The 24832-nt window shown below is 62.5% G+C and carries 24 protein-coding genes; 19 read left to right on the top strand and 5 right to left on the bottom strand.

From position 1 onward, the window contains the following. Positions 1-44 precede the first annotated feature (44 nt). A complete protein-coding gene (locus M1D88_RS11755) occupies positions 45-536 on the top strand; it encodes an NUDIX domain-containing protein (RefSeq protein WP_458111046.1) in 492 nt (163 codons plus the stop codon). 124 nt (positions 537-660) lie between these two features. Here M1D88_RS11755 and M1D88_RS11750 read toward each other — a convergent pair whose 3' ends face one another. Together M1D88_RS11750 and M1D88_RS11745 are read right to left on the bottom strand one after the other, a co-directional pair. Beyond that, positions 661-2343 (bottom strand): DUF349 domain-containing protein, encoded by a 1683-nt coding sequence (locus M1D88_RS11750; protein ID WP_458111045.1) that lies wholly within the window; start codon positions 2341-2343, stop codon positions 661-663. Between the two features lie 67 nt (positions 2344-2410). Continuing rightward, positions 2411-3223: a peptidylprolyl isomerase gene (locus M1D88_RS11745; protein ID WP_458111044.1), complete on the bottom strand. Its 813-nt coding sequence runs from the start codon at positions 3221-3223 to the stop codon at positions 2411-2413. 246 nt (positions 3224-3469) lie between these two features. On the opposite strand from M1D88_RS11745, the gene hisS reads away from it, so the two are divergent. Continuing rightward, positions 3470-4816, top strand: coding sequence for a histidine--tRNA ligase (gene hisS / locus M1D88_RS11740; RefSeq protein WP_458111043.1), 1347 nt, complete (start codon positions 3470-3472; stop codon positions 4814-4816). A 10-nt stretch (positions 4817-4826) separates the two neighbouring features. Here the strand turns inward: hisS and M1D88_RS11735 are convergent, their stop codons facing one another. Next, entirely contained in the window at positions 4827-6098 is a 1272-nt protein-coding gene (locus M1D88_RS11735; protein WP_458114507.1) for an APC family permease, read from the bottom strand. A gap of 110 nt (positions 6099-6208) precedes the next feature. On the opposite strand from M1D88_RS11735, the gene aspS reads away from it, so the two are divergent. After that, positions 6209-7987, top strand: a complete 1779-nt coding sequence (gene aspS, locus M1D88_RS11730; RefSeq protein WP_458111042.1) for an aspartate--tRNA ligase — start codon at positions 6209-6211, stop codon at positions 7985-7987. A gap of 26 nt (positions 7988-8013) precedes the next feature. Beyond that, positions 8014-8784: a GNAT family N-acetyltransferase gene (locus M1D88_RS11725; RefSeq protein ID WP_458111041.1), complete on the top strand. Its 771-nt coding sequence runs from the start codon at positions 8014-8016 to the stop codon at positions 8782-8784. A gap of 5 nt (positions 8785-8789) precedes the next feature. Here the strand turns inward: M1D88_RS11725 and M1D88_RS11720 are convergent, their stop codons facing one another. Further along, the gene (locus M1D88_RS11720; protein WP_458111040.1) at positions 8790-9467 is read right to left on the bottom strand and encodes an acVLRF1 family peptidyl-tRNA hydrolase; all 678 of its coding nucleotides are present in this window, start codon (positions 9465-9467) and stop codon (positions 8790-8792) included. A gap of 87 nt (positions 9468-9554) precedes the next feature. Between M1D88_RS11720 and M1D88_RS11715 the strand changes: the two genes are divergently transcribed. The 15 genes from M1D88_RS11715 to nusB all read left to right on the top strand — a co-directional run bounded on the left by M1D88_RS11715 (position 9555) and on the right by nusB (position 23173). Further along, positions 9555-10973 (top strand): replication-associated recombination protein A, encoded by a 1419-nt coding sequence (locus M1D88_RS11715; RefSeq protein WP_458111039.1) that lies wholly within the window; start codon positions 9555-9557, stop codon positions 10971-10973. 187 nt (positions 10974-11160) lie between these two features. Continuing rightward, entirely contained in the window at positions 11161-11787 is a 627-nt protein-coding gene (gene rpsD / locus M1D88_RS11710; protein WP_247040174.1) for a 30S ribosomal protein S4, read from the top strand. A gap of 196 nt (positions 11788-11983) precedes the next feature. After that, the gene (locus M1D88_RS11705; protein ID WP_458111038.1) at positions 11984-12358 is read left to right on the top strand and encodes a DUF948 domain-containing protein; all 375 of its coding nucleotides are present in this window, start codon (positions 11984-11986) and stop codon (positions 12356-12358) included. A 20-nt stretch (positions 12359-12378) separates the two neighbouring features. Then, positions 12379-12609: a DUF6167 family protein gene (locus M1D88_RS11700; protein ID WP_309107131.1), complete on the top strand. Its 231-nt coding sequence runs from the start codon at positions 12379-12381 to the stop codon at positions 12607-12609. Positions 12610-12735: 126 nt separating this feature from the next. Then, the gene (gene alaS, locus M1D88_RS11695; RefSeq protein ID WP_458111037.1) at positions 12736-15414 is read left to right on the top strand and encodes an alanine--tRNA ligase; all 2679 of its coding nucleotides are present in this window, start codon (positions 12736-12738) and stop codon (positions 15412-15414) included. Between the two features lie 9 nt (positions 15415-15423). Continuing rightward, complete coding sequence (ruvX, locus tag M1D88_RS11690; RefSeq protein ID WP_458111036.1) at positions 15424-16023, top strand: Holliday junction resolvase RuvX; 600 nt, start codon at positions 15424-15426, stop codon at positions 16021-16023. Beyond that, positions 16020-17033: a hypothetical protein gene (locus tag M1D88_RS11685; protein WP_458111035.1), complete on the top strand. Its 1014-nt coding sequence runs from the start codon at positions 16020-16022 to the stop codon at positions 17031-17033. Before ruvX ends, M1D88_RS11685 begins: the two co-directional genes overlap by 4 nt. Further along, positions 16997-17737, top strand: coding sequence for an endolytic transglycosylase MltG (gene mltG / locus M1D88_RS11680; RefSeq protein WP_458111034.1), 741 nt, complete (start codon positions 16997-16999; stop codon positions 17735-17737). The genes M1D88_RS11685 and mltG overlap by 37 nt, the downstream gene beginning before the upstream one ends. Further along, entirely contained in the window at positions 17734-18594 is an 861-nt protein-coding gene (locus tag M1D88_RS11675; RefSeq protein ID WP_458111033.1) for a shikimate dehydrogenase, read from the top strand. The genes mltG and M1D88_RS11675 overlap by 4 nt, the downstream gene beginning before the upstream one ends. Positions 18595-18620: 26 nt before the next feature. Next, positions 18621-19820: a chorismate synthase gene (aroC, locus tag M1D88_RS11670; RefSeq protein WP_458111032.1), complete on the top strand. Its 1200-nt coding sequence runs from the start codon at positions 18621-18623 to the stop codon at positions 19818-19820. 59 nt (positions 19821-19879) lie between these two features. Then, complete coding sequence (locus M1D88_RS11665) at positions 19880-20449, top strand: shikimate kinase (protein WP_458114506.1); 570 nt, start codon at positions 19880-19882, stop codon at positions 20447-20449. Further along, the gene (gene aroB, locus M1D88_RS11660) at positions 20446-21537 is read left to right on the top strand and encodes a 3-dehydroquinate synthase (protein WP_458111031.1); all 1092 of its coding nucleotides are present in this window, start codon (positions 20446-20448) and stop codon (positions 21535-21537) included. The genes M1D88_RS11665 and aroB overlap by 4 nt, the downstream gene beginning before the upstream one ends. Further along, positions 21537-22055 (top strand): tetratricopeptide repeat protein, encoded by a 519-nt coding sequence (locus M1D88_RS11655; protein ID WP_458111030.1) that lies wholly within the window; start codon positions 21537-21539, stop codon positions 22053-22055. The genes aroB and M1D88_RS11655 overlap by 1 nt, the downstream gene beginning before the upstream one ends. 144 nt (positions 22056-22199) lie before the next feature. After that, a complete protein-coding gene (efp, locus tag M1D88_RS11650) occupies positions 22200-22763 on the top strand; it encodes an elongation factor P (protein WP_247040184.1) in 564 nt (187 codons plus the stop codon). Continuing rightward, positions 22763-23173 (top strand): transcription antitermination factor NusB, encoded by a 411-nt coding sequence (gene nusB, locus M1D88_RS11645; RefSeq protein ID WP_458111029.1) that lies wholly within the window; start codon positions 22763-22765, stop codon positions 23171-23173. Before efp ends, nusB begins: the two co-directional genes overlap by 1 nt. Before the next feature lie 192 nt (positions 23174-23365). On the opposite strand, the gene M1D88_RS11640 is transcribed toward nusB, so the two are convergent. Next, complete coding sequence (locus M1D88_RS11640; protein ID WP_458111028.1) at positions 23366-24631, bottom strand: PrsW family intramembrane metalloprotease; 1266 nt, start codon at positions 24629-24631, stop codon at positions 23366-23368. Between the last annotated feature and the right edge of the window lie 201 nt (positions 24632-24832).

The raw sequence follows: 24832 nt of genomic DNA, 5'->3' as shown, positions 1-24832 counted from the left end.
ATTGAGGCTCTGAGGAGACTTCCACGGAGGCATATCCTGTCTCAATGACTCGATTCAGTATGCCCGCTACGGCTGAGCTGCCCACCAAGGGCAAAGTTGCGATGTATGTTTTCAATCAGCAGCTTGATCACTACATCACGTTCATCCAGCCCCGTCATTCCGAAGCGGGCAGGCAGGTACCGGCCGGGACGATTGAACCGGGAGAAACCCCTCCTCAGGCGGCCGTTAGAGAGCTTCAGGAAGAGACAGGTCGAGGCCGCGGGCTGCCCCTTTTCCATTTCGCGGACAGCGTTTACGACATGCGCCAGTACAAGCCGGAGATTCACCTGCGCAGCTGGTTCTTGGGAGTAGCGACCGCCGATGATTTCCCGCCAAGGCCGTGGACCCACGTAGAACGCCGGGGCGGGGAAGCGGACATCATTGCGGAATTTTCATGGACAAGAACGTCCCGCCAGGACGAACTGGTTGCCGGCCATGCCGACCTTTTGCCGGTCGCACTACACCTGGCGCGTACCTGGGGCCTTGGTCATCATTGAAGATTTGGGGGGCGGAGCCGGGGGGAGACCCGAGCCGGGCGGAAGACAAGAGCCCCGTCCAGAATCTGAACTGGTCCCTTAAAGGCAGTTCAATCTGAACGGGGCGCTCCGATGTTTGAGAACGTTAGGCGAGTTCGTTCGCGGAACGCTCAAGCTGGTCCAGCCAGGCCTGACGCGCCTCAAGGGCTTCCTTGGCCTGTTTGATCTTGCGCTGGTCACCGGCCTTCTCGGCTTTCGCGAGGTCCTCTTTAAGGGAGGCGATGGCGGACTCCAGCTGTGACAGGGCACTGTTGGTGCGTGCCTTTGTCTCCGGGTTGGATCGTTTCCAGTTCTCGTCCTCGGCGTGGCGGACGGCGTCCTCCACCTTGCGGAGCCCGGCCTCGATCCGGCCCATGTCGCCACGGGGAACCTTGCCGGCTTCTTCCCAACGGTCACGGATCGACTGGAGCGCCTTCTTGGCAGCTGCCAGGTCCGTGATGGGGAGCAAGGCGTTGGCTTCGACCAGGAGGCTTTCCTTCACGGCGAGGTTGGCGCTGTATTCCTGGTCGATCTCGTCGTTTGCAGCCTGACGTGAGGAGAAGAAGACATCCTGGGCGGCGCGGAAGCGTGCCCACAGAGCGTCATCATCTTTACGGCTGGCCCGCGGGGAAGCTTTCCACTCATCCATCAGTCGGCGGTATTCCCCAGCAGCGAAGCCCCAATCGGTGGAAGAGGACAGAGCCTCAGCCTCTGCAATGAGTTTTTCCTTGACCGACTTGGCAGCGGAATTGTTGCTGTCCAACTGGGAGAAGTAGGCGCGCCGGTGACGATCAAAGACCGTACGTGCTGCACGGAACCTCTTCCAGAGCGCGTCCTCGTTGCTGCGGCCAAGCCGGACACCACTCTTCTGCGCGGCCTTCCAGCTTTCGAACAGCTCGTTCATCCGGGCACTGGACGTCTTCCACTGGATCTGGGAAGGATCGTGTCCTGCGATTTCCTCGGCCTCGGCAACGATGGCCTCCCGTGCGGCCAACTCTGCAGCGCGGACGGCGTCATGCTCTGCTTTCTCGGACTTTTCCAAGGCAGCAATCTGCTCGGACAGGGCGTCAAGACGCTTCTCGGCTGATCTGATGTCGCCCACCATGTTGCGCTCTGCCAAGAGCTCGCGCAGGTGTGACACGGTTTTCTGCATGTCCGCGGTAGGAGCCTTGGAACTGACGCGCTGTTCCAGGAGAACGATCTGCGCCACGATGTCGTCGTACTTCTTGGCGAAGTAGGCCAGTGCTGCGTCGTCGGTCGCACCGGGAAACTGCCCGACCGGATGCTCGACGCCGTCGACGGTCAGGAAAACCTGTCCGTCGCCTTCCACCCGGCCCCACCGCGCAGCCTCCGCCAGCGACGTCGCTGGGGGAGCGGGTGCGGGGGCAGGCGCAACGGCTGACGGAGCCGTCTTGGGCCGGGCTGCAAACGCCGCCGGCGAAGGCGCAGGCCGGGGAGCAGGACGCGGCGTGGGACTTGGTGTTGGTACCGCAGCTGCAGGAGAAGCGTCGGCCGCCGGAGCAGCATCGACCGCAGGTGCGGGCTCAGCGGGAGTCTCGTCTGCTGGAGCTTCCTGAACTGAGGCGGCCTCAGCAGGAGCTTCCTCTGCCGGAGCCGCGTCAACTGAGGCGGTTGCAGCAGGAGCTTCCTCAACTGGAGCTTCCTCGACTGAGGCAATCTCGGCTGGGGTGGTGTCGGCGGCGTCGCTGATGGCATCGACGGTTACGGGAACCGTGGATTCGCTTGCGTCGGCAGCTGATGTTTCGTCGGATTTCTGACTGTCTGTCACCGCTAAAAGTCTTTCGCTTGGAGGGAACTGCTCAGGTAATGCTGCCCCGGCCGCTGGCCGGAGTTGGTTACTTCAGAGAAAACGAGTCTATCGTGACTGGTTCCACAGGTGCGCCGTCGGTTGGGTTGCCACCAGGCTTGAGGCCGGCCGCAGCAATGTTCGACACTACGTCCAACCCGGACGTAACCTTGCCGACCACGGTGTAGCCGCCTGCCGAGTCTGCCGGAATTTCGGTGTCCTTGTAGACGATGAAGAACTGGCGGCCGTTGCTGTAGGCGTTATCCCCGCCTCGGGCTACGGCAATGGTTCCAGCCGGGTACTTGTTGTCGGCCGGGGTGTTTTCAAGCGGACCCCACTTGAAATCGGGATCCGCCTGGCCGTCGCCGGTGGAGGAGCCGCACTGCAGGACGCCGAAGTTCTCGGCTGTGGTAAGCCGGTGGCAGCTGGTCCCGGCAAAGTAGTTCTCGTCAGCCATGGACTTGAACACGGCTGCCGCCTGGGGCGCCTTGGTGCCGTCGAATTCAACACCCAGCGTGCCGCGGTTAAGCGCGAGCTCTCCCGTAAACACCTTGCCGGCCGCCGTCTCTGGCTTGGGGATGTTCTCGGCATTGGTGGGAGCTGCTGAAGGAGTGGCGGAGGCAGTAGCCGAGGGGCTGGTGAGGCCGGCCTGGGCCGCGGCGTATTCCTCTTCCGTGGGATTGCTGGAAAAGACCGTCAGCTGGAGGACGACGGCGAGGATCAGCACCGCGGTACCGGCGCCTGCCGCAAGGATATTGTCCCGTTTGCGGCGTTTTTCCTGCTCCCGGCGCAACTCTCGCTTCGCTTCCATCTGCTGGATGCGTCGCTTGGTTTCGCGGGCACTGCGTGAACTGGCCGCCAAAAGTCCTCCTGGGTGTCGTGCTGGCGTCAGGCGTGCCAATGGCAAGCGTCCCTAGACCAGGTGCAGAGTGGCCAGCCGAATAGCAGGCACCTGCCGCATTAGAGTTGCAGGCGCCGGAAGCATAAACTGACTGCCGCACATAGTTTATGCATGTCTGACCGGACTCCCGCCCTTTCCCGCCCGTTTCGGGAGGAATACTGCGCCGGGGGTACCGGCCGCCCTGCTTACCTAAGGAGAAAATCCCCCATGGCACGCACCGCCTCCCTGTCCGGATTCCCCGAGTGGCTTCCCGAGGAGCGGCTGGTCGAGATGCATGTGCTGGATACCCTGCGGCGGGTCTTTGAGCTTCATGGCTTCTCCTCGATCGAGACCCGCGCCGTGGAAACTGTCGGGCAGTTGCTGCGCAAGGGAGAGATCGACAAAGAAGTCTACGGGCTGAGCAGGCTCCAGGAAGAAGAAGGCGACGAGGCAAAAGCGGGCAAAGCTGATCCGCATGCCCTGGCACTGCACTTCGACCTGACGGTTCCCTTTGCCCGCTACGTGGTGGAGAACGCCGGATACCTTGCTTTCCCCTTCCGCCGCTACCAGATCCAAAAAGTGTGGCGCGGTGAGCGCCCCCAGGAGGGGCGCGCCCGTGAGTTCACCCAGGCGGACATCGATATAGTGGGCGACGGCGACCTGCCGTTCCGCTACGACGTCGAGATAGCACTGGTCATTGCAGAGGCACTGAACGCATTGCCCATCCCCGACTTCCGCTTGCGTATCAACAACCGCAAACTGGCGGAGGGCTTCTACCGCGGTATTGGCCTGACAGATACCGCGGGGGTGCTGCGCAGCATCGACAAGCTGGAGAAGATCGGTCCGGACAAGGTCTCAGAGTTGCTCCAAAACGAGCTTGGTGCCACCAAGGAGCAGGCCGAAGCAGCGCTGAAGCTGGCTGGCATCCGCACGGAAGACACATCGTTTGTGGAACAGGTTCGGGCGTTGGGCGTCACCGATGACCTGCTGGAGGAAGGCCTTAGCGAGCTTGAGCAGGTCATAGATGCTGCCGTCCAGCGCGCACCGGGGAAGGTAGTGGCAGACCTCAGCATTGCCCGCGGGCTCGACTACTACACAGGAACAGTGGTGGAAACGGTCCTTGTTGGCCACGAGCAGCTTGGTTCCATTTGCTCCGGAGGGCGTTACGACGCCTTGGCCAGCAAGGGCAGCCGGAAGTTCCCCGGCGTCGGACTTTCCATCGGTGTGACGCGCCTGGTTTCCCGCATCCTCAGCCAGGATCTGGCCAAGGCATCCCGGTCCGTCCCAACGGCTGTGCTGGTGACCCTGAACAACGATGAGAGCTGGGACACGGCCCAGGACGTTGCCGCGTTGCTGCGCAGCCGCGGTATCTCCACTGAGGTAGCGGCGAAGGCGGAGAAGTTCGGCAAACAGATCAAATTTGCGGACCGTCGGGGAATCCCGTTTGTCTGGTTCACGGACGACGACGGCAAGCACCAGGTCAAGGACATCCGCACGGGCGAACAGGTCAGTGTTGCCCCCGAGACCTGGATGCCCCCGGAAGAGGATCTCCAGGTCCAGGTGGACCGCACGTAACTGGCAGGACCTAGCTGGAGGGGTTGCTCACGGCTCTGCGCTTGCGGAGCCGGAGCACCCCATACCGGCCAGCAAGGCCAACAGCAAGGACCACAACCATGACCAGCACTGAGGCCGGCGGGAGCGTCACTGCCAGGATGAGGCAGCCGGCGAACCCCACGGCGTTCAGCCATTTGGGTCCATACGCCGGACGGTTGGCCATGGTGAAGGCTGATGCATTGGTGACGGCGTAGTAAATCAACACTCCGAAACTTGAGAACCCGACCACCGTCAGCACATTGGTGGTCAGCAGCAGGACAATAACAGCGCCCGCGACAGCAAGGTCAGCGACGTAAGGGACTGTGTGACTCCCGCCAATACGTGCAAGCGGTCGGGGCAGGTCCCGCTCCCGTGCCATCGCGAGGGCTGTCCTGCCCACCCCGGTGATTAAGGCCAGCAAGGCGCCAAGGCTGGCCGCTGCCGCTCCTGCCTGCACTAACGGTGCACCGGCGTTCAGCCCCGAATCAGTGACCGCGTCAAGCAGCGGCGACGTGGATTCGGCCAACCGCTCAACGGACAGGTGGGCCATCAAAAGCAATGCAAGCACCAAATAGATGGCAAAGGCACCGGCAAGGGCCGCAAGAATGGCCTGCGGGATAGTCCTCGCTGGGTCCTTGACCTCCTCGCCCAGGGTGGCGATCCGGGCGTACCCTGCAAAGGCGAAGAACATCAGGCCCGCGGCGGGAAGGATTCCCCAGGCGTTGCCCACCGGACCTTCGCCGGAGCCGGCAGCTACAGGATGAGGCCCCATGATGCTTGCCATGGCCACGAACACCAGCGTGGCAAGGACGATGGCGAGCAGGACCCGGGTGAGAAGCGCTGTCCGCGTGATGCCCAGCAGATTGACTCCAGTCAGCACCACCACAGCAGCAATGGCTACCGGAATCGCATAATCCGGTGCCACGTAGTGCCCGAACGTCAGGGCCATTGCGGCGCATGACGCCGTCTTGCCTGTCACGAAGCCCCAGCCGGCAATAAATCCTGGCCATTCGCCCAACTGCTTCCGCCCATACAGATAGGTACCGCCGCTTGCCGGATAAACCGAGGCAAGCTGCGCCGATGCCACGGCATTGCAATACGCGATCGCCCCGGCAAGGACCACCGAGAAGATGAGCTGTTCACCGGCCAATAAAGCCGCCGGAGAAAACACAACAAAAACTCCGGCGCCAAGCATCGAGCCGAGGCCTATGGACGTGGCGTCGAACACGCCCAGCCTGCGCTGTAACTGGCGGTGGCTCTGCATGGAGGTGGGGAGGCCTTTCCAACGGGTAAACTCGGACGGGATCATTCCCGCAATGATCCTAGTCAACTTGATTCTGTTTTTGCTTCCGTTCTCCTTTAGAAAGGCGTGCTGTGCTGCGCACACATGACCTCGGATCCCTTCGTTCCGAGCACATTGGACAGACCGTTACCCTGGCCGGCTGGGTAGGCCGCCGACGTGATCACGGTGGTGTCGCCTTCGTCGATCTGCGTGACGCCTCCGGCGTTGCCCAGGTGGTGGTCCGTGAAGAAGAGGTGTTCCACGGACTGCGCAACGAATACGTGCTTCAGGTCATCGGAACGGTATCCAAGCGCCCGGAGGGCAACGAAAACCCCGCACTGGCCACCGGTGAAATCGAGGTGATGGCCGAAAAGGTCGTGATCCTCAACACCTCTGACCCGTTGCCGTTCCAGATCGATGAGCACGTCGAAGTCGGCGAGGAAGCACGCCTCAAGCACCGCTACCTCGATCTGCGCCGCCCTGGTCCCGGCCGGAACCTCCGCCTGCGTTCAGAGGCCAACCGCGTGGCACGCGAACTCCTCCACCAGGACGGTTACGTCGAGATCGAAACGCCCACGCTGACGCGTTCGACGCCGGAAGGCGCCCGCGACTTCGTGGTTCCCGCGCGCCTGGCCCCGGGATCCTGGTACGCACTGCCGCAGTCTCCCCAGCTCTTCAAGCAGCTGCTGCAGGTCGGCGGTTTTGAGAAGTACTACCAGATCGCACGTTGCTACCGCGATGAGGACTTCCGCGCGGACCGCCAGCCTGAATTCACCCAGCTGGACATCGAAGCGAGCTTCGTGGAGCAGGATGACGTCATCGCGCTAGGCGAAAGCATCGTGAAGGCACTGTGGCGCCTGATCGACGTCGAAATCCCGACTCCGATCCAGCGGATCACCTACAACGACGCCATGGCGCGATACGGATCTGACAAGCCGGACCTGCGCTTCGGAGTGGAGCTGACGGAGCTCACCGGGTTCTTCAAGGACACCAACTTCGGCGTTTTCAAGGCTCCGTACGTGGGCGCCGTCGTCATGCCGGGAGGCGCCTCGCAGCCGCGCCGCACCCTGGACGGCTGGCAGGAGTTCGCCAAGCAGCGTGGGCACAAGGGCCTTGCCTACGTCCTGTTCAAGGAGGACGGCGAACTGGCCGGCCCCGTAGCCAAGAACCTCACAGAGACCGAGCGCGCGGGACTTGCTGACGCCGCAGGCGCCAAGCCCGGGGACTGCATCTTCTTCGCTGCAGGCGAGAAGTCATCGGCCCGCGCCCTGCTGGGTGCGGCACGGGTCGAAATCGGGCATCGTACCGGTCTCATCAACCCCAACGACTGGGCCTTCGCCTGGGTGGTGGACGCCCCTATGTTCGAGCCGGCTGCGGCTGCCGTGGCATCGGGCGATGTTGCAGTGGGCGGAGGGAACTGGACCGCTGTGCACCATGCGTTCACCTCGCCGAAGCCCGAGTACATGGACAGCTTTGACACCGATCCCGAATCTGCTCTGGCCTATGCCTACGACATCGTCTGCAACGGCAACGAAATCGGCGGCGGTTCCATCCGTATCCACCAGAGCGACATCCAGGAGCGCGTCTTCGAGGTCATGGGCCTCTCCCACGAGGAAGCCCAGGAGAAGTTCGGCTTCCTGCTGGAAGGCTTCAAGTACGGGGCGCCCCCTCACGGCGGTATCGCCTTTGGCTGGGACCGCGTGGTCGCTTTGTTGGCCGGCGTTGACTCCATCCGCGACGTCATTGCCTTCCCCAAGACAGGCAACGGCTACGACCCCCTGACGGCAGCTCCTGCTCCCATCACGCCCCAGCAGCGCAAGGAAGCCGGCGTCGACTTCAAGCCCGAGGCCAAGAAACCCGAAGCGAAGTAGCCGCACAGGTGACTGGCCGTCCCGCAATGCCTGAATTGGAGGCACTCATGGATGCCGCGTGGCCGGCCCATGAACGGCAGGACACCGGAGAGTGGGTATTCCGGGCGGCGTCCGGCGTCACCCAGCGTGCCAACTCGATCTGGGTCAGGGACACCGCTGCCAATGAATCAGCGGCGATGCGGGACGCCGTTCAGTGGTACCGGCGGAACAGGCTCCCCGTCATTTATCAGCTGGCAGAAGACCTACGCGACCGCCGGCATCAGCGGCATGAGTCTCTGCATGCGTTGCTCGACGCCGCAGGCTACACGCGGCAATCTGAAACGCTCGTTATGCACCTCGGTTCGGCCTCCAACCGGGCAGCAGCTGGGACCAGCATCGAAGTCCTCCAGGATCCGTCGGAGGAATGGCTGCAGCTGTGGTGGAGTGTTGATGGCCGCGGCGGGTTTGAGGAGCTGGCCGTTGCGCGCAGGATCCTCACCGGCTGCCCAGCCCTTTATGCGCTGGTGAGGGACGACGACGGCGTCCCGGCCGCCGTCGGACGCCTTGCGTTAGTGGGCAGTTACGGCGGGTTCTACTGCATGGCCACCCGGCCGGACGCCCGCCGCCAGGGTTATGCCCGCAGGATCATCAACGCCCTGCTCGGTGAAGGGCGGTCCCATGGCCTGTCGGGTTACTGGCTCATGGTCACAGCGTCGAATCCTGCCGGTCAGGAGCTCTACCGGCGGGCAGGCTTTACCGAAGTTGGCCGCTATGTATACCGCCAGGAGCGGCCAAAGCGGCATCTGACGGGGTGCTGATGCTGCTAGCTTCCGGGAGGATCTGACACTACTATCCTGATGGCACAAAAGTCAGCCGCTGCTTTCTTGAGCACGTCAGCACGGGGATCCGGGACATCCATAAAAGCCAGGCGGGGGAGCCGGGCATACTCCTTGAGGGCCGGCTCTCCCAGCACCAGGTCGGTCAGGGTCCGGTCCCCGCCTGGGGCAATGTACTCGACGGCCTGTCCCTGGAAGATCCTTGCGGCATGGTCCGCCACCGCTTCGACGAGGGCGTCAGCCTGGTTGGCGCGGCGCCGGGCAAATCTTTGCTGTGACCAACCTCCGGCAGCGGTCCGCGACTGCACATGCCGTGTCCCGGTTTTTGACAGAACCACGCGCCCCTCCCGGACCGACGCAGCCGCGTAACCGCCCCGACGGACCAGTACGAGTCCGAGGCTGCGGGACTGTGCGGCCAGCGAAGCCATCCTGGCAACCGGATCGGCGCCCTTGCCGGGACGTCCGTCTGCGGGCCAAGGCGGCTGCAAGAGGGCAGCGGAGCCGTCCGCGGCCCTCAGCTGCAGACCGGCGTCGAGCTCCTCCAACTGAACGGCACCGTGGCTCGCCTCAAACCGTTCCACCCAGCCGGCCAGCCGTTGGCCTGCAACGAAGGCGGTCCGCATGGCAACGCCGGGGCGTCCGGTTGCCGGACGGTTCTCGATCATTGCTGCATCCCCTTGTCCATTGCCCGGCTTGTCCACGGCTTCACATGCAGGAAACCCGCGTGATGAAACTATGAGTAGCCTATCTATGTGGATGATTTATTTGGGCAAGGGCAAGACCGCGACGACGACGACGCGGACTCCGCCACTCCCGATTCCCGGCCGGGGGGCCAGACGCCGTCGCAACGGAGCCCCCTTGCAGTTCGGATGAGACCCCGGACCCTGGACGAAGTAGCTGGGCAGCAGCATCTCCTGGGCCAGGGCTCGCCGTTGCGGCAGCTCGCGGCAGGTGCCAATGCGTCGGGGCCGGCCGGGCCAAGTTCGCTGATCCTTTGGGGTCCTCCCGGCACCGGCAAAACCAGTCTTGCCCATGTCATTGCCCGGGGTCCTGGCCGGAAATTCGTCGAGCTTTCTGCCATTACTGCTGGGGTCAAGGATGTCCGCCGGGTGATGGAGGAGGCGCTGACAGCCAGGGATCTCTACAAGACAACCACCGTTCTGTTCCTCGACGAGATCCACCGTTTCAACAAGGCTCAGCAGGATGCGCTGCTGCCAGGCGTCGAAAACCGCTGGGTGGTGCTGGTCGCCGCCACCACTGAGAACCCGTCCTTCTCGGTGGTTTCCCCGCTGCTGTCCCGATCACTGCTGCTCACGCTCAGGCCACTCACCGACGCCGATGTTGAAGGGCTGCTGCTCCGGGCGGTCGCGGATGTCCGGGGGCTAAATGGAAAAGTGGAACTGAGCGAGGAAGCGCGGGCGCACCTCGTGCGGCTTTCGGGTGGCGACGCCCGGCGGGCGCTGACTGCGCTTGAGGCAGCAGCCGGAGTGGCCTTTGGTGATGCCGACGACGCCGATACCGACGTCGATTCTGTTATCTCGGTTGAATTGCGCCACACGGAGCGGGCACTGGACGTTGCTGCTGTCCGATATGACCGGGCCGGGGACCAGCACTACGATGTTGCCAGCGCCTTCATCAAATCAATCCGGGGTTCGGACGTCGACGCTGCCCTGCACTACCTGGCGCGGATGCTGGAAGCAGGGGAGGACCCCCGCTTTGTTGCCCGCCGCATCGTTATTTCGGCAGCGGAGGACGTCGGTATGGCAGACCCCACGGCTTTGCAGACAGCGGTGGCTGCTGCCCAGGCCGTGCAGCTCATCGGGATGCCCGAGGGGCGGATCATCCTGGCGGAAGCAGTGGTTCACCTGGCAACAGCGCCAAAATCCAATGCCGCCTACATGGGTATCAATAAGGCAATCGCCGATGTCCGGGCCGGGCTTGGCAATGGAATACCGGCACACCTGAGGGATGCACACTATCCCGGGTCCAAGCAGTTGGGGCACGGCCAGGGCTACAAGTACGCCCATGACGCACCCCATTCGGTGGCCACGCAACAGTACCCGCCTGATGATCTGGTAGGACGGAACTACTATGAACCAACGGCGAACGGCTCGGAGCGCGAGATTGCCGTTCGGCTGGAGCGCTTGAGGAAGATCATCCGCGGCGAGTGACAGCCCTCCCGTGGTAGGATAGTTCGTTGTCTGGCAAGGCACGGACGCACAATCCACTTGATTCGGCAGGAATGCCGGTTTGTTTGGACTGTGCCCTGCGCCCAGTAGCAAAAGGCAGCGGTTGGCCGATGCTCTCCATCGTGGAGGCCAGTAACACTGACACACCGCAGATATTGGAAGGACACAAGTGGCTAACAACACTCGTGCTCGCCGTACCGCACGCCTTTCGCGTGCACTCGGCATCGCTCTGACCCCCAAGGCCGCCAAATACATGGAGCGCCGCCCGTACGGCCCCGGTGAGCATGGCCGTGCCCGCAAGAAGCAGGACTCCGACTACGCCGTACGTCTGCGCGAAAAGCAGCGTCTGCGCGCCCAGTACGGTATCCGTGAAGCACAGATGACCCGTGCCTTCGAAGAAGCACGCCGCACTAAGGGCCTGACCGGTGAAAACCTCATCGAACTGCTCGAAATGCGTCTGGATGCCGTCGTGCTGCGTGCTGGCTTTGCCCGCACCATCGCCCAGGCCCGCCAGCTGGTTGTCCACCGCCACATCCTGGTTGACGGAATCCGCGTTGACCGCCCGTCTTTCCGCGTCGCCGAGGGCCAGCTGGTCCACGTTCACAGCCGCAGCGAGACCATGCCTCCGTTCCAGGTTGCAGCAGCCGGCGCCCACCGCGACGTTCTGCCCATCGTCCCGGCTTACCTGGACGTCAAGCTGGATGCATTGCAGGCGCGCCTGGTTCGCCGCCCGAAGCGCTCTGAGGTTCCCGTAACCTGCGAAGAGCAGCTCGTCGTCGAATTCTACGCACGCTAAATTTTTCGGCAGCGTACCCAAAGAAGCCCGTGGCAAGCGCCGCGGGCTTCTTTGTATGTAAGGTACTTGGGGGAGTTCCGCGGTTGCGGCCGGCTTCGTTCCACAGGTTCTGGGTTCCTCAGACGATCGTTGGAAGTGCGGCAGCAATACCTCGGAAGTACCGCAGCATTCACAGTATTGAAGGAGATGAACGTCTATGTCTGGTGGCGATATCGCCGGCCTGATCGCGGCCGGAGTGTTTGCAGTCCTGGTGCTGTTGCTGGCTGTACCCATTTTCAAGCTCGGCCGGGTGCTCGATGAAGTCCGCACGTCCATCCGCTCCCTTAGCGACGGCGCCACCCCGCTGATGGACGAAGTCACCGCGACTGTCTCCACCACCAACCAGCAGCTGAAGAAGGTGGACGGTATCTCGTCCAACGTCTCCGACGCCTCAGCGAACATCTCGGCGCTCTCCTCCCTCCTGGCCGCTACGGTCGGATCTCCTCTCATTAAGGTTGCTGCGTTCAGCTACGGCGTCCGCACGGCCCTGTCTGCCCGCAAGAAGCCCGCAACCGGCCGTCGCAGCCGCTGAATGCACCCGGAGAACATAAAATGAAGAGAATTATCTGGATGGGCATTGGCGTTGCCATCGGTGTCATCGCATTTCGTAAAGTGACGGAAGCCCAGTCAGCATTGGGGCCTGAAGGCCTTAATCGTGCGGTAGGACGCCTCACCGACGGGCTGTACGACTTTGCGGACGCCGTACGCGGCGGGATGCAGGAACGCGAATCCGAGCTTCGCTCAGCGCTCGGAATCGATGTGGAAGACATCGTCCGGCGCTAGATTTGTCGCTGGCCGGTGGAAGTCGGAGAAGAACTAGATATCGGCAGGTCCGTTAGGAGCTGCTGCGCGGATCAAGCGGTCACGCGAACCAAATGCAGTGAAGCAAGAAGGGTACGTAAAAAACTCATGAAGTCGCAGGAGATCACAAAGCGCTGGGTGGACTTTTTTGTCAGCAAAGGCCACACCGCGGTTCCCTCCGCATCCTTGGTCTCCAGCGACCCCTCCCTGCTGTTTACAGTCGCGGGCATGGTGCCGTTCATTCCGTATCTGACGGCGCGTGAAGAAGCCCCCTACACCCGTGCCACGAGTGTGCAGAAATGCATCCGTACGGGCGACATCGAGGAAGTGGGCAAGACCGCCCGCCACGGGACGTTCTTCCAGATGTGCGGCAACTTCTCCTTCGGCGACTACTTCAAGGAAGACGCCATCAAGTTCGCCTGGGAACTGCTGACCACAAGCGTGGACGACGGCGGGTACGGACTTCCCCCGGAACTGCTGTGGGTGACGGTTTACGAAGAAGACGATGAGGCCAAGGACCTGTGGCTGAAGAACACGGGCGTTCCGGCCAACCGCATTCAGCGCATGGGCAAGGCTGACAACTACTGGCACACCGGCCAGCCCGGCCCCGCCGGTCCCTGCTCGGAAATCTACTACGACCGCGGCCCCGACTACGGCGTCGAAGGCGGACCCATCGCCGACGAGAACCGCTACGTGGAAATCTGGAACCTTGTGTTCATGCAGTACCAGATCGACAACGTCCGCTCCAAGGACGACTTCGACATCGTGGGCGAACTGCCCAAGAAGAACATCGACACCGGCCTCGGCATGGAGCGCCTCGCCATGATCCTGCAGGGCGTCGAGAACATGTATGAAACCGACCAGGTCCGCCCGGTCATCGACAAGGCCGCCCAGCTGTCAGGCAAGGAGTACACCTCGGCGGAGACGCCGGAGGACCCCCACCACACCGACGACGTCCGGATGCGCGTCGTGGGCGACCACATCAGGTCGGCCCTGATGCTGATCGCCGATGGCGTCACCCCCTCGAACGAGGGACGTGGCTACGTTCTGCGGAGACTGATCCGCCGTGCCGTCCGCTCCATGCGGCTGCTTGGTGTTGAAAAGGCCTGCCTGCCTGACCTCCTGCCGGAATCGCGTGACGCCATGAAGGGCGTCTACCCGATTGTGGAGACCGACTTCGACCGGATCAGCCGCATTGCCTACGCCGAAGAGAAGGCGTTCCTGCGCACCATCGCCTCCGGCACTGCCCGCCTGGAGGACGCCGTTAAGGATTCCAAGGCCGCGGGACGACCGTTGTCCGGGGCGGACGCCTTCGCCCTCCACGACACTTACGGTTTTCCGATCGACCTCACCCTTGAAATGGCTGAAGAAGCCGGCTTGAAGGTTGACGAGCCTGAGTTCCGCAAGCTCATGCTTGAGCAGCGCCAGCGGGCCCAGGCCGACGCCAAGGGTAAGAAGGGCGGTCACGCGGATCTCAGCGCTTTCCAGGAGTTGCTGGCGCAAGGCGAAACCGTCTTCACTGGTTACACCGAACTTAACGGGGAGTCCAGGGTCCGTGGCATCCTCTCCAATGGGGCCAAGGTGTCCCAGGCCGCTACCGGCGACGAGATCGAACTGGTGCTGGGCGAGACGCCGTTCTACGCTGAGGCCGGCGGCCAGGCTGCTGATACCGGCCTTATCACGGGTGACGGGTTCGTCGTAGAGGTGCTGGATGTCCAGCGTCCGCTCAAGGGACTCAGCGTGCACAAGGCCATCGTGCGTGAAGGGGAAATCAGCTCTGACGCCCTCGTCCAGGCCGCCGTGGACCGGGAGCGGCGCCATGCTGCCGAGCAGGCCCACACCGGAACACACATCGTTCATGCAGCGCTGCACCAGATCCTTGGTCCGCAGGCCGTCCAGCGCGGTTCCTACAACAAGGCCGGCTACCTTCGCTTTGACTTTGCCTGGGGCGAAGGCCTCAGCACTGCCACGCGCTCCGAGATCGAGGAAGTTTCAAACATCGCCATCCGGAACAACTTCCAGGTGGAGACCAAGGTCATGCCGCTGGCAGAGGCCAAGGCATTGGGCGCCATGGCGCTCTTCGGCGAGAACTACGGCAGCGAGGTGCGTGTTGTAGAGATCGACGGCGCCTGGTCGCGTGAGCTTTGTGGTGGAACCCACGTTCCCAACACCTCCCTGATCGGTAGCCTGTCCTTGCTGGGCGAGCAGTCCGTGGGGTCAGGAAACCGGCGCGTTGAAGCGTTCGTAGGCATGGAGGCTTTCCGTCACCTGGCCGCCGAGCGCGCCCTCGTGACGGAGCTGACCGAAATGCTCAAGGTCCCGTCCGGACTGCTGACGGACCGCATCGCGAGCACCCTCGCAAAGCTGAAGGCAGCCGAGAAAGAGCTCGAGAAGCTCCGCAAGGAGCAATTGACGGCAGCGGCCGCGCAGCTCATCGGAACGGCCCGGGATGCCGCCGGAATCAAGGTGATTGCCCACGACGCCGGCCAGGTGAGCGGTGCCGACGATCTCCGCGGCCTGGCCCTGGATCTGCGCACGCGCCTCGGTTCTGCGGCTTCGGCCGTTGCAGTTGCCGGTGTCAGCAACGAGCGCCCCATTATTCTGATCGCTACCAATGAGGCAGCCCGCGAGGCTGGAATCAAAGCGGGAGCACTGGTGCGCCTCGCTGCAGGAATCCTCGGTGGCGGCGGTGGCGGCAAGGACGACGTCGCCCAAGGTGGCGGCACTGACGCGGGTAAAGTCCAGGCCGCTCTGACCGCCGTCGTGGACGCCATTACACGGCGGTAGCGGCTGCAGATGAATCAGGAAGCAGCAGGCGGCGATTACCCCCACGGCATCAAGCTGGGGGTGGACGTCGGCACGGTTCGTGTCGGCGTCGCTGTCTGCGACCGTGACGGGATACTGGCCACGCCGCTCAGGACCCTGGAACGCAATGCCAAGAAGAATATCGACGTCAGGATTCTCGCCGGTCTCGCTGCGGAACTGGGGGCGGTGCAGATTTTCGTGGGTCTGCCCCGCACGCTCAAGGGGGAGGAACATGCCTCGGCGCGCATGGCCGAGGACTATGCACGCCTCCTGGTAGAGGCTCTGGAGCGTAGCGGTTTCGAGGTCCCGGTGAGCCTTATTGACGAGCGACTCAGCACGGTGACGGCGCACCGCGACCTTCACGCGGCTGGCATGAGCAGCCGTAACCACCGTAAAGTGGTTGATCAGGTTGCGGCAGCAGGTATTCTGCAGCACGCAATTGATATGCAAAAGGCCAGGGGAACGGACGTTGGAAGCCGCGTTTACGCGGTTTCCCGTGCGGGGCAATCCGGGGACACCACAGCGGAGGACGCTGGTAGGACTGTTCTTGGAGAAAACGAGCAATCTTCAGAACATGGAAGGCTACAGTGAGCCCGGTCGATCGTGACGAGTCCTCAGGTGATGCTTTCAGTGACCTCGGACGCCCTCTGACCCGCAAGGAACTGCGAGCCCGGGAAAAGCTGCTGGCAACACAGAGCCAGGATGCCGTGCCTCCCCAGGCTTACGTTGAAGATCCTCCCAGCAGGCCCCTGCCCGAGGTGCCGGCTCCTCCCGTTGAGAGTCCGCAGGTTCCCGCAGCGACACCGGAGCCGCCATCCGTCCAGGACGAGCCCATCTACCACTCGGAGCCCGTGTACCAGGAGCCGGTGCCGGTGGAGCACGAGGAGCCGGTGTATCAGGAGCCGGTGCATGACGAGCCCCTTCACAATGAGCCAATTCACAACGAGGAAGGTCATGAGCTTGTCACCGTGGGGGAGTTGCCGGCGACCCACAGCGCCTCGCACTTCACACAGCTCTCGGAGCCCGTGCCCGATCATGGCGGTCACGGGCACCACGAGTTCGACGACCATGTTGGGGCCGATGCACACCATTTCCATGACGAGGCCCTGGACGGACACCATCACGCGGATGAACAGGCCCATCATCTGGACCAGCACAGTCATCCGCTGGGCGAGCACGCGCATGAGCACGGCCATCATCTGGACGCGCATGGCCACCCGCTGTTCGCTGATACGCCGGTGGTGAAGAAGGGCCCTTCGAAGAAAGTCCGCCGCCGCCGTCGCTTTCTCGCCTTGCTGCTCACGCTGGCCGTTTTCGTCACCGCGCTGGTGGTCGGTGCGCAGTTCCTGAAGCCGCTGCTGGGAATGGATAAGGTGGCGGATTACCCTGGGCCGGGCACCGGTCAGGTGAGCGTTACGGTCCAGCCCGGAGAGGGCGTACGGTCCGTCGCCACAAGGCTCGAGAGCGAGAAAATCGTTGCGAACGCAGACACTTTCGCGTCAGCCTTTGAGGCCGACGGCGGGACGCTCAGTCCTGGCGATTTCGTTTTCCGCCAGCAGATGCGGTGGCCATCCTGGTGGGCAAGGACCAAGGCAAGGTGATGTACTTCGCCTTGAGCGCAGGGCTGCGGATCGATGAATCACTTGCCGCCATTGCGAAGGGATCCGGAATACCTGAGTCTGAACTAAAGGCGCTCAGCGATTCCCCCGCCCAGTTCGGTGTCAGCGCCAAGGCAAAGAATCTTGAAGGTTTCCTCGCTCCCGGCGAATACCGCTTCCCCCTTGGCACAACAGCCAAAGAAATCGTGCAGAAGCTTGTCTCCACAACAGTGGACGAGCTCAAGGCGCAGGGCGTGACGGATCCCGAGAAACAATACGACGTCGTAACCGTTGCAAGCATCGTCCAGGCTGAAGGCGGGCAGGCCGAGTATGGAGACGTTGCCGGTGCCATCTACAACCGTCTGAAGCAGGACAACACAGAGACCAACGGGCTTATCCAGTCCGATGCCACGGTCACCTATGGGCTGGGCATCAAGAGCTTCCACATCAGTGAAGAGCAGAAGGCCGACAAGTCGAATCCGTACAACACGTACGCCAATGTTGGCTTGCCGGCGGGACCGATCGGTTCGCCGGGAAAGACAGCCATTGACGCTGCTGCGAAACCCAAGGCAAATGACTACCTGTACTGGGTGACCATCAATCTGGACACGAAGGAAACCAAGTTCTCGAAGACGTTGGCGGAGCATAGCGTCTACGTCGAGCAGTACAACGAATGGTGTGCTGCAAATTCGGGCCGCTGCGTATGAGCCAGCGGGCTGCAGTACTGGGACACCCCATTTCGCATTCCAAGTCGCCGGCACTCCACCGGGCGGCGTATGCCCTCCTGGACGAGGACATCTCGTATTCAGCCATTGATGTCACGGAAGATTCCCTTCCCGCATTTATGGCCGCCCTTCGTTCGGAAACGGAATGGCGCGGGCTTTCAGTGACCATGCCGCTGAAATCAGCGATGCTGCATGAAATGGATGAGGTTCGAGGAATCGCTCAGATCCTCAAGGTGGTAAACACCGTAGTGTTCGAAGCTGACGGGTCTGTCGTCCGCAGAATCGGCTACAACACCGATGTCGCCGGCATCGTCAATGCCGTCCGTCACGCAGGCTGCCCTCCGGCGCCATCAGCAGTAATCCTGGGCGGGGGTGGCACTGCTGCTGCCGCCGTCGCCGCTTTGAAAGACCTCGGTGCTGCCTCGGCGGATGTCTTTGTCCGTGACGTGAACCGTGGAGCTGAGGTCAAGGCAGCATCAGCCGGCGTTGGGCTGGACATCCAGGTGCTCCCCTTTTCAGAGGCCGCATCCGGCGTCGCTGCTGCCGACGTCGTCATATCCACTTTGCCTCCCCGCGGCGCTGACGCCCTGGCGGACGAGATGAGCGTACTCGGCTTGTCGTGTGACGGCGTTCTGCTGGACGCCGCGTACGATCCGTGGCCGAGCCGGATCGCGGCAGCATGGCAGAACGCGGGGGGCCGGGTGGTCCCTGGCCTTGAGATGCTGATCTATCAGGCGGCCGAGCAAGTGCGTCTCTTCACCGGCCGTGGCGCCGATGTCAATGAGAAAGTCATAGATGTGATGTGTGACTCAGTCGGGGCACCCCGACGGGTGTTGTAACCGCCATACGTGGCAGGATGGAAGATATGTTGCGTTGGTTGACTGCCGGTGAATCCCATGGTCCGGCCTTGGTCGGAATTATTGAAGGCGTTCCCGCAGGTGTTGAACTCACCAGCGGTCAGATAGCCGACTCGTTGGCACGCCGCCGCCTCGGTTATGGGCGTGGCGCCCGGATGAAGTTCGAGCAGGATGCCGTATCCATCCTCGGTGGCGTCCGTCACGGGCTGACCCAGGGAGGGCCCGTCGCCATCCAGGTCGGAAACACTGAGTGGCCCAAGTGGGAACAGATCATGTCTGCTGATCCCGTCGACGCCGAGCTGCTGGCCGACCAGGCCCGCAACGCACCGTTGACCAGGCCGCGCCCCGGCCATGCCGACTTCACCGGTATGCAGAAGTACGGCTTCGATGAGGCCCGTCCGGTTTTGGAACGCGCCAGCGCCCGTGAAACAGCCACTCGTGTTGCCCTTGGCACTGTGGCCTCGCAATACCTCAAGCAACTCGGCATTGAACTTGTGAGTCACACTGTTGCTATCGCCAGCGTCTCAGTACCCGAAGGCAGGCCTCTGCCGGTCCCGGCTAATGTCGTTGCACTCGACGCTGATCCTCTTCGCTGCTTTGACCGCGAGACGTCCGACGCCATGGTCGCCGAAGTGGATGCTGCCCACAAAGAGGGCGAAACGCTCGGTGGCGTCGTCGAGGTGTTGGCCTACGGGCTCCCGCCGGGACTGGGCAGCTACGTCCACTGGGACCGTCGTTTGGATTCCCGCCTCGCGGCGGCGCTCATGGGCATCCAGGCCATTAAGGGTGTGGAAGTGGGCGACGGTTTCCGGACCGCAGCCCGCCGGGGTTCGGCTGCCCATGATGAAATCGTCAGGGACATCGACGGGAAAATCATCCGCACAAGCAACCGTGCAGGCGGGATCGAGGGCGGCATGAGCATTGGCGACGTGCTGCGGGTCCGTGCCGCGATGAAGCCCATTGCCACCGTGCCTCGGGCACTCAAGACAATTGACGTCAGCACCGGCGAGGCTGCGAAGGCCCACCACCAGCGTTCGGACGTCTGCGCGGTTCCTGCTGCCGGAGTGGTCGCTGAAGCGATGGTGGCCTTGGTTCTCGCGGAGGCCGTCGCGGAGAAGTTCGGCGGAGATTCGGTGGCTGAAACTGCACGCAACATCAAGGGTTACCTGGAAAGCATCCCGGCGGCCCTGGATACGATCGGCCAGTAGTGCCGGCTGGTAAGGGAGCCCGGTTGAGTATTCCCGGGCCCATTGCGTTGATCGGGCCAATGGCGGTCGGGAAGACGGCCATTGGCCAACAGCTCGCCAAGCAACTGCGCGCGCCATTCGTCGACACGGACGCCCTGATTGTTGAAAATCACGGTTCCATCGCCGATATTTTCGCTGGCCGCGGCGAGCATGCTTTTCGGGAGATCGAAGCCCGGACAGTAGCCAGGGTCATTGAGGAGGCCGCCCGAACCCCGACAGTGATCTCACTGGGTGGGGGAGCGGTTTTGGATTCCGGCACCCAGCAGTTGTTGGCCCGGTGCATGGTGGTGTATCTGGAATGCGATCCGGAAACGGTCGCGGAACGTATCGCCAGGAATTCCGGCCGCCCCCTTTTGGCCGGAGATCCAATGAGCCGTTGGATGGAACTTTTCACCACCCGGCGCCCGGTGTACGAACGGCTCGCCGATCTGGTCTTTGACGTCCGGCACGGTTCTGTTTCAGAGCTGGGCCGGCGTCTGGAGGAAGCATTGCGTGACTTCCCCGAAGGGGCAGCATCAATCGCGAAGGAAACGGCCGCGGCACCGGCTGTACCCGAAAACGTAGCCGTGAAAGAGGAAGTTGAGCAGTGAGTAACGAATCAACCGTCATCAAAGTCACCGGCCAGTCGGCCGGAGAGAATTACGACGTCGTTGTGGGCCATGGCCTGCTCGATCAACTTCCCGCGGTGCTGGGGGAGCGGGTAAAGAGGGTCCTCGTCATCCATCCGCGCGCTCTCAGGCTGACCGGAGACACCGTCCGTGATGAGCTGACTGCTGCCGGATTCACGGCGCTCACTGCTGAAATTCCGGATGCCGAAGAAGGCAAGCACATTCAGGTTGCCGCTTTCTGCTGGCAGGTCCTGGGCCAGAACGATTTCACCCGTTCTGACGCCATCGTTGCAGTTGGTGGCGGAGCCGTGACTGATCTTGCCGGATTCGTCGCGGCTACCTGGCTGCGCGGCGTGAAGGTTGTCCACATGCCCACCAGCCTCCTTGGAATGGTGGATGCCTCCGTTGGCGGTAAGACGGGCATCAACACCGCCGAAGGCAAGAACCTGGTTGGAGCTTTCCACCCACCCGCCGCCGTCCTGGTGGACCTTGACACCCTGAGCACACTGCCCAGGAACGAGATGGTTTCCGGAATGGCCGAGGTTATCAAATGTGGGTTCATCGCCGATCCCACCATCCTGGATCTCGTGGAGAAGGACCCGGAGGCTGTCACGGATCCGGAGTCGGCAGTGCTTCGTGAACTCATCGAGCGGGCCATCACAGTCAAGGCCAAGGTCGTCTCCGAGGACCTCAAGGAATCCGGATCCAGGGAGTTCCTCAACTACGGACACACGCTGGGGCACGCCATCGAACTGGTGGAGCGGTACTCCTGGCGGCACGGGGCAGCTGTTTCCGTCGGCATGATGTTCGCTGCGGAACTGTCCCGGAGCGTGGGGCGGCTCAGTGACGCGGAGGCCGACAGGCACCGCAGCATCCTTGAAACCCTCGGCCTGCCGGTGACCTACCGCAGGGACCGGTGGCAAGGGCTTCTGGACGGAATGCGCCGGGACAAGAAATCCCGTGGTGACCTCTTGCGGTTTGTGGTGCTCGACGGCGTCGGGCGTCCCGGAATCCTGGAGGTTCCCGATACCTCCCTGCTGTTTGCCGCCTACCAGGAGATTGCCTCCTGATGTATTCGCTAACTGGAGGAACCAGCGAATGGCCGGACGCAGGATTTCCCGGGATCAGGATCAACCCGGACACGCTCACGCCCCACATCGTGGACGACGAACTTTGCCAGACAGCGTTGGCTGCGTCCACTGACCCTTCCGACAGGATCTTTGTCCTTCTCGCCCAAGGCCATCCCGCTGATGCAGCCGAGTTGCTGGCTGAAGCACGTTACAAGGATCCTGAATCCTTCCGCCTGCGGACTTTCGAGGCTGAGGTGCTGCGGGTTTCTAACCGTTTCGACCGGTCGGTTGAACTGTATAAGCAGTTGCTGGCAGAGGTGCAAGGCACCCCGCGGGAAGCCGTCGTCCTGCAGCATCTGGGACGTGCCTACTATGCAGCGGGCAACACCGCGTCGGCAGTGGACGCCTTCGCCAAGGCGTTGGACCTTCGCGTCGCGGAAGCGGCGGACGCTGCGCTGATCTACAGCTCCACGGTGGCGTTGCAGCGCGCACGGAACGTCCTTGAAATGGCCTGCTGAGAAGCCAGAACCCGATGGGTCCGCTGTACCGGTAGAATGGTCTTTGGATTTTTGATAAATACGCGCTGGCGGGCCGTTTGGCGTGCCTGCCTGGCATAAGCGGCTGGCAGCCAGAACCAGTCACAGAGAAACCAGAGGAAATCAGTGGCAACCACTAACGACATCAAGAACGGTACCGTCCTGAAGCTGGAGGGCCAGCTCTGGAACATCATCGAGTTCCAGCACGTAAAGCCCGGCAAGGGCGGCGCGTTCGTCCGCACCAAGATGCGGAACGTTATGTCCGGCAAGGTTGTGGACAAGACCTTCAACGCCGGGCTCAAGATCGAAACAGCCACAGTGGACCGTCGGGACTACCAGTACCTGTACCAGGACGGCGCGGACTTTGTGTTCATGGACACCCAGGATTACGACCAGATCACCGTAACCGGTGCAACGGTGGGGGACGCCACCAATTTCATGCTGGAAAACCAGATGGTGAACATCGCCATCCACGAAGGCACCCCGCTTTACATTGAGCTTCCGCCGAGCGTTGTTCTTGAAATCACTTACACGGAGCCGGGCCTGCAGGGCGACCGCTCCTCAGCCGGTACCAAGCCGGCAACCCTGGAGACCGGCTACGAGATCCAGGTCCCGCTCTTCGTGGAGAACAACACCAAGGTCAAGGTCGACACCCGTGACGGTAGCTACCTTGGCCGGGTCAACGACTAGTGAGTGCACGCGGTAAAGCCCGGAACCGGGCTCTTGATGTACTTTTTGAGGCGGAGCAGCGTTCCGTTTCAGCGTTCGACGTCCTGAGGTCACGACGCGAAAAGACCGACCAGATCGTCAATCCTTATACCCTCGAAATCGTTGAGGGCGTGGTTTCTCACCAGAGCGCCATCGATGAGTTCCTCGAAACCTATTCCCAGGGCTGGACCCTGGAGCGGATGCCCTCGGTGGACAGGATCATTTTGCGGATCGGCACCTGGGAGTTGCTCTACAACGACGACATTCCTGACGGTGTTGCCGTCAGCGAAGCCGTGGCGTTGGCCAAGACGCTGTCGACCGATGAATCGCCGTCGTTCATCAATGGCCTTCTGGGCCGGCTCCAGCAGCTGAAGCCATCGCTGCTGGCATAACCTGCAGCACCTCCCGGATAGCCCCGACCAGGAATTGAGAAGTTCAACCCTGGCCGGGGCTTTTCTGTCCCTCATGCCGGACGAGCCACTCCGCCCAACGACGTAGCGGGCGAACTCCGCTGCATGCCCGGGCTGCATGGTCAGGTTCGAGGCGGCCGGCCGGAGGCGTTTCTTCCCCGTGTGGCCTGTTTCTCAGCCTGCGACTGCAGCCCGCAAGGCGACGATGTTGCGTAACTGACGTTGCTCATCATGCTGGTGGCCCTGGACGTCACGTCCGCTGAGGATGCGTTGCCGCGTAAACGCCAATTGCGTCGCGGCGCGCAGGAAGGCCTTCATCTGGTGCCCTCGGCCAAAACTCTTCGCCCAGCGGATGGCGGAGCGGCGTCCGCTCGCTGTGGCCAGCATGGCCACCTCGGGAGGCGTGAACCATCCTGCGGCCGAATACTCCAGCAGGCGCTGGCGCGTGAGCCGGTTCTCGGCAACACGCAGCAGGATCACAACGACGATGGCCAGCACGAAAATGGGTACCTGGACGAAGATGTACTGCGTGAGGAAATTCTGTCCCATGCTGTTCCATTGACTGTGCAGAATCATCGCTGGGATGAGCCCAAAGACGAAGCCCAGAACTGACAGCCCATGGTGCCAGCGGCGGGCAGCGAGTCCCATGATGAGGCCGGTAGCCCCCGTGAAAATGGCGTGGGCAAAGGGAGACATGACGCCGCGGAGGAAGAACACACGGGCGAGGTCGCTGCCGGGGTCGCTGGATTCAGCAATGGCCCGGCCAAAGTAGAGGATGTTTTCGGTGAAAGCGAACCCGCCTGCAATGGTGAAGGCGAACACGATGCCGTCCACTGGACCATCAAAATGCTTCCGCGCCAGCAAGAGGAGCAGGAGCAGCCCGAGGGACTTCGCAAACTCTTCCACCACAGGGGCCCTGACTGTCACAGCGAATGTCAGGAAGTCCATTCCGGCCGGTGGAGGTGCAATCAGCGGGAAATAAGGCTGGATGAGCAGGGTGACGGAAATTGAGCCAATCGCGCCCCACATAAACGCGAAAATCAGCAGCCGCTTCGGCTCAGGCTCCCAGCGGTCTATGACAGAGACGGCCAGCAGGACGGCGCCCAGGGGAATCAGCGAAGCCACAAAACCAATGACGAATCCTGCAATGCCTGTATTGCCCACCAGGAACGGGAGGACCAGGAACAGGCCCATGAAGGCCACGGCCACGCCACCAAGCACAAGTCCGAGGACCCCCGCAGAGGTGCGGCGCCGGGATTCCACCCGCAACGCGGGCGGTACCACCGGGCTGACCGCTCCGGCAGGGTTGATGGGTGCCTGCCGGTAGTTCTGCGGCTGGACCCTTCCCATCCACGTTGGGTTCGTTTCCGCCCTGAAGGGGACCTGGTGCGCATGCGGATTTCGGCCGGACGGATCCGGCCACGGCTGGTTGCTGGTCATGAACAAAAGCCTAGGGGCTCCAGGGATCATGCGCAGACAGCCCGGCCGCAAAGACGGGAACTGCAGCTGTTGGATGAGCCGGAAGGGGCCGTAAGTGTGGGTAGGGACACTCCCTGGCGGGTCAGGCTCGGGCAGCTGGTGTGGTAATTTTGGAAGGCAAATGTTCCTTTTTTAATTCCGTCCCGTGAGGCGGGGAAAGGG

The sequence above is a fragment of the Arthrobacter sp. R1-13 genome, assembly GCF_054161475.1.
This window is presented reverse-complemented; position numbering and strand designations above follow the sequence as displayed.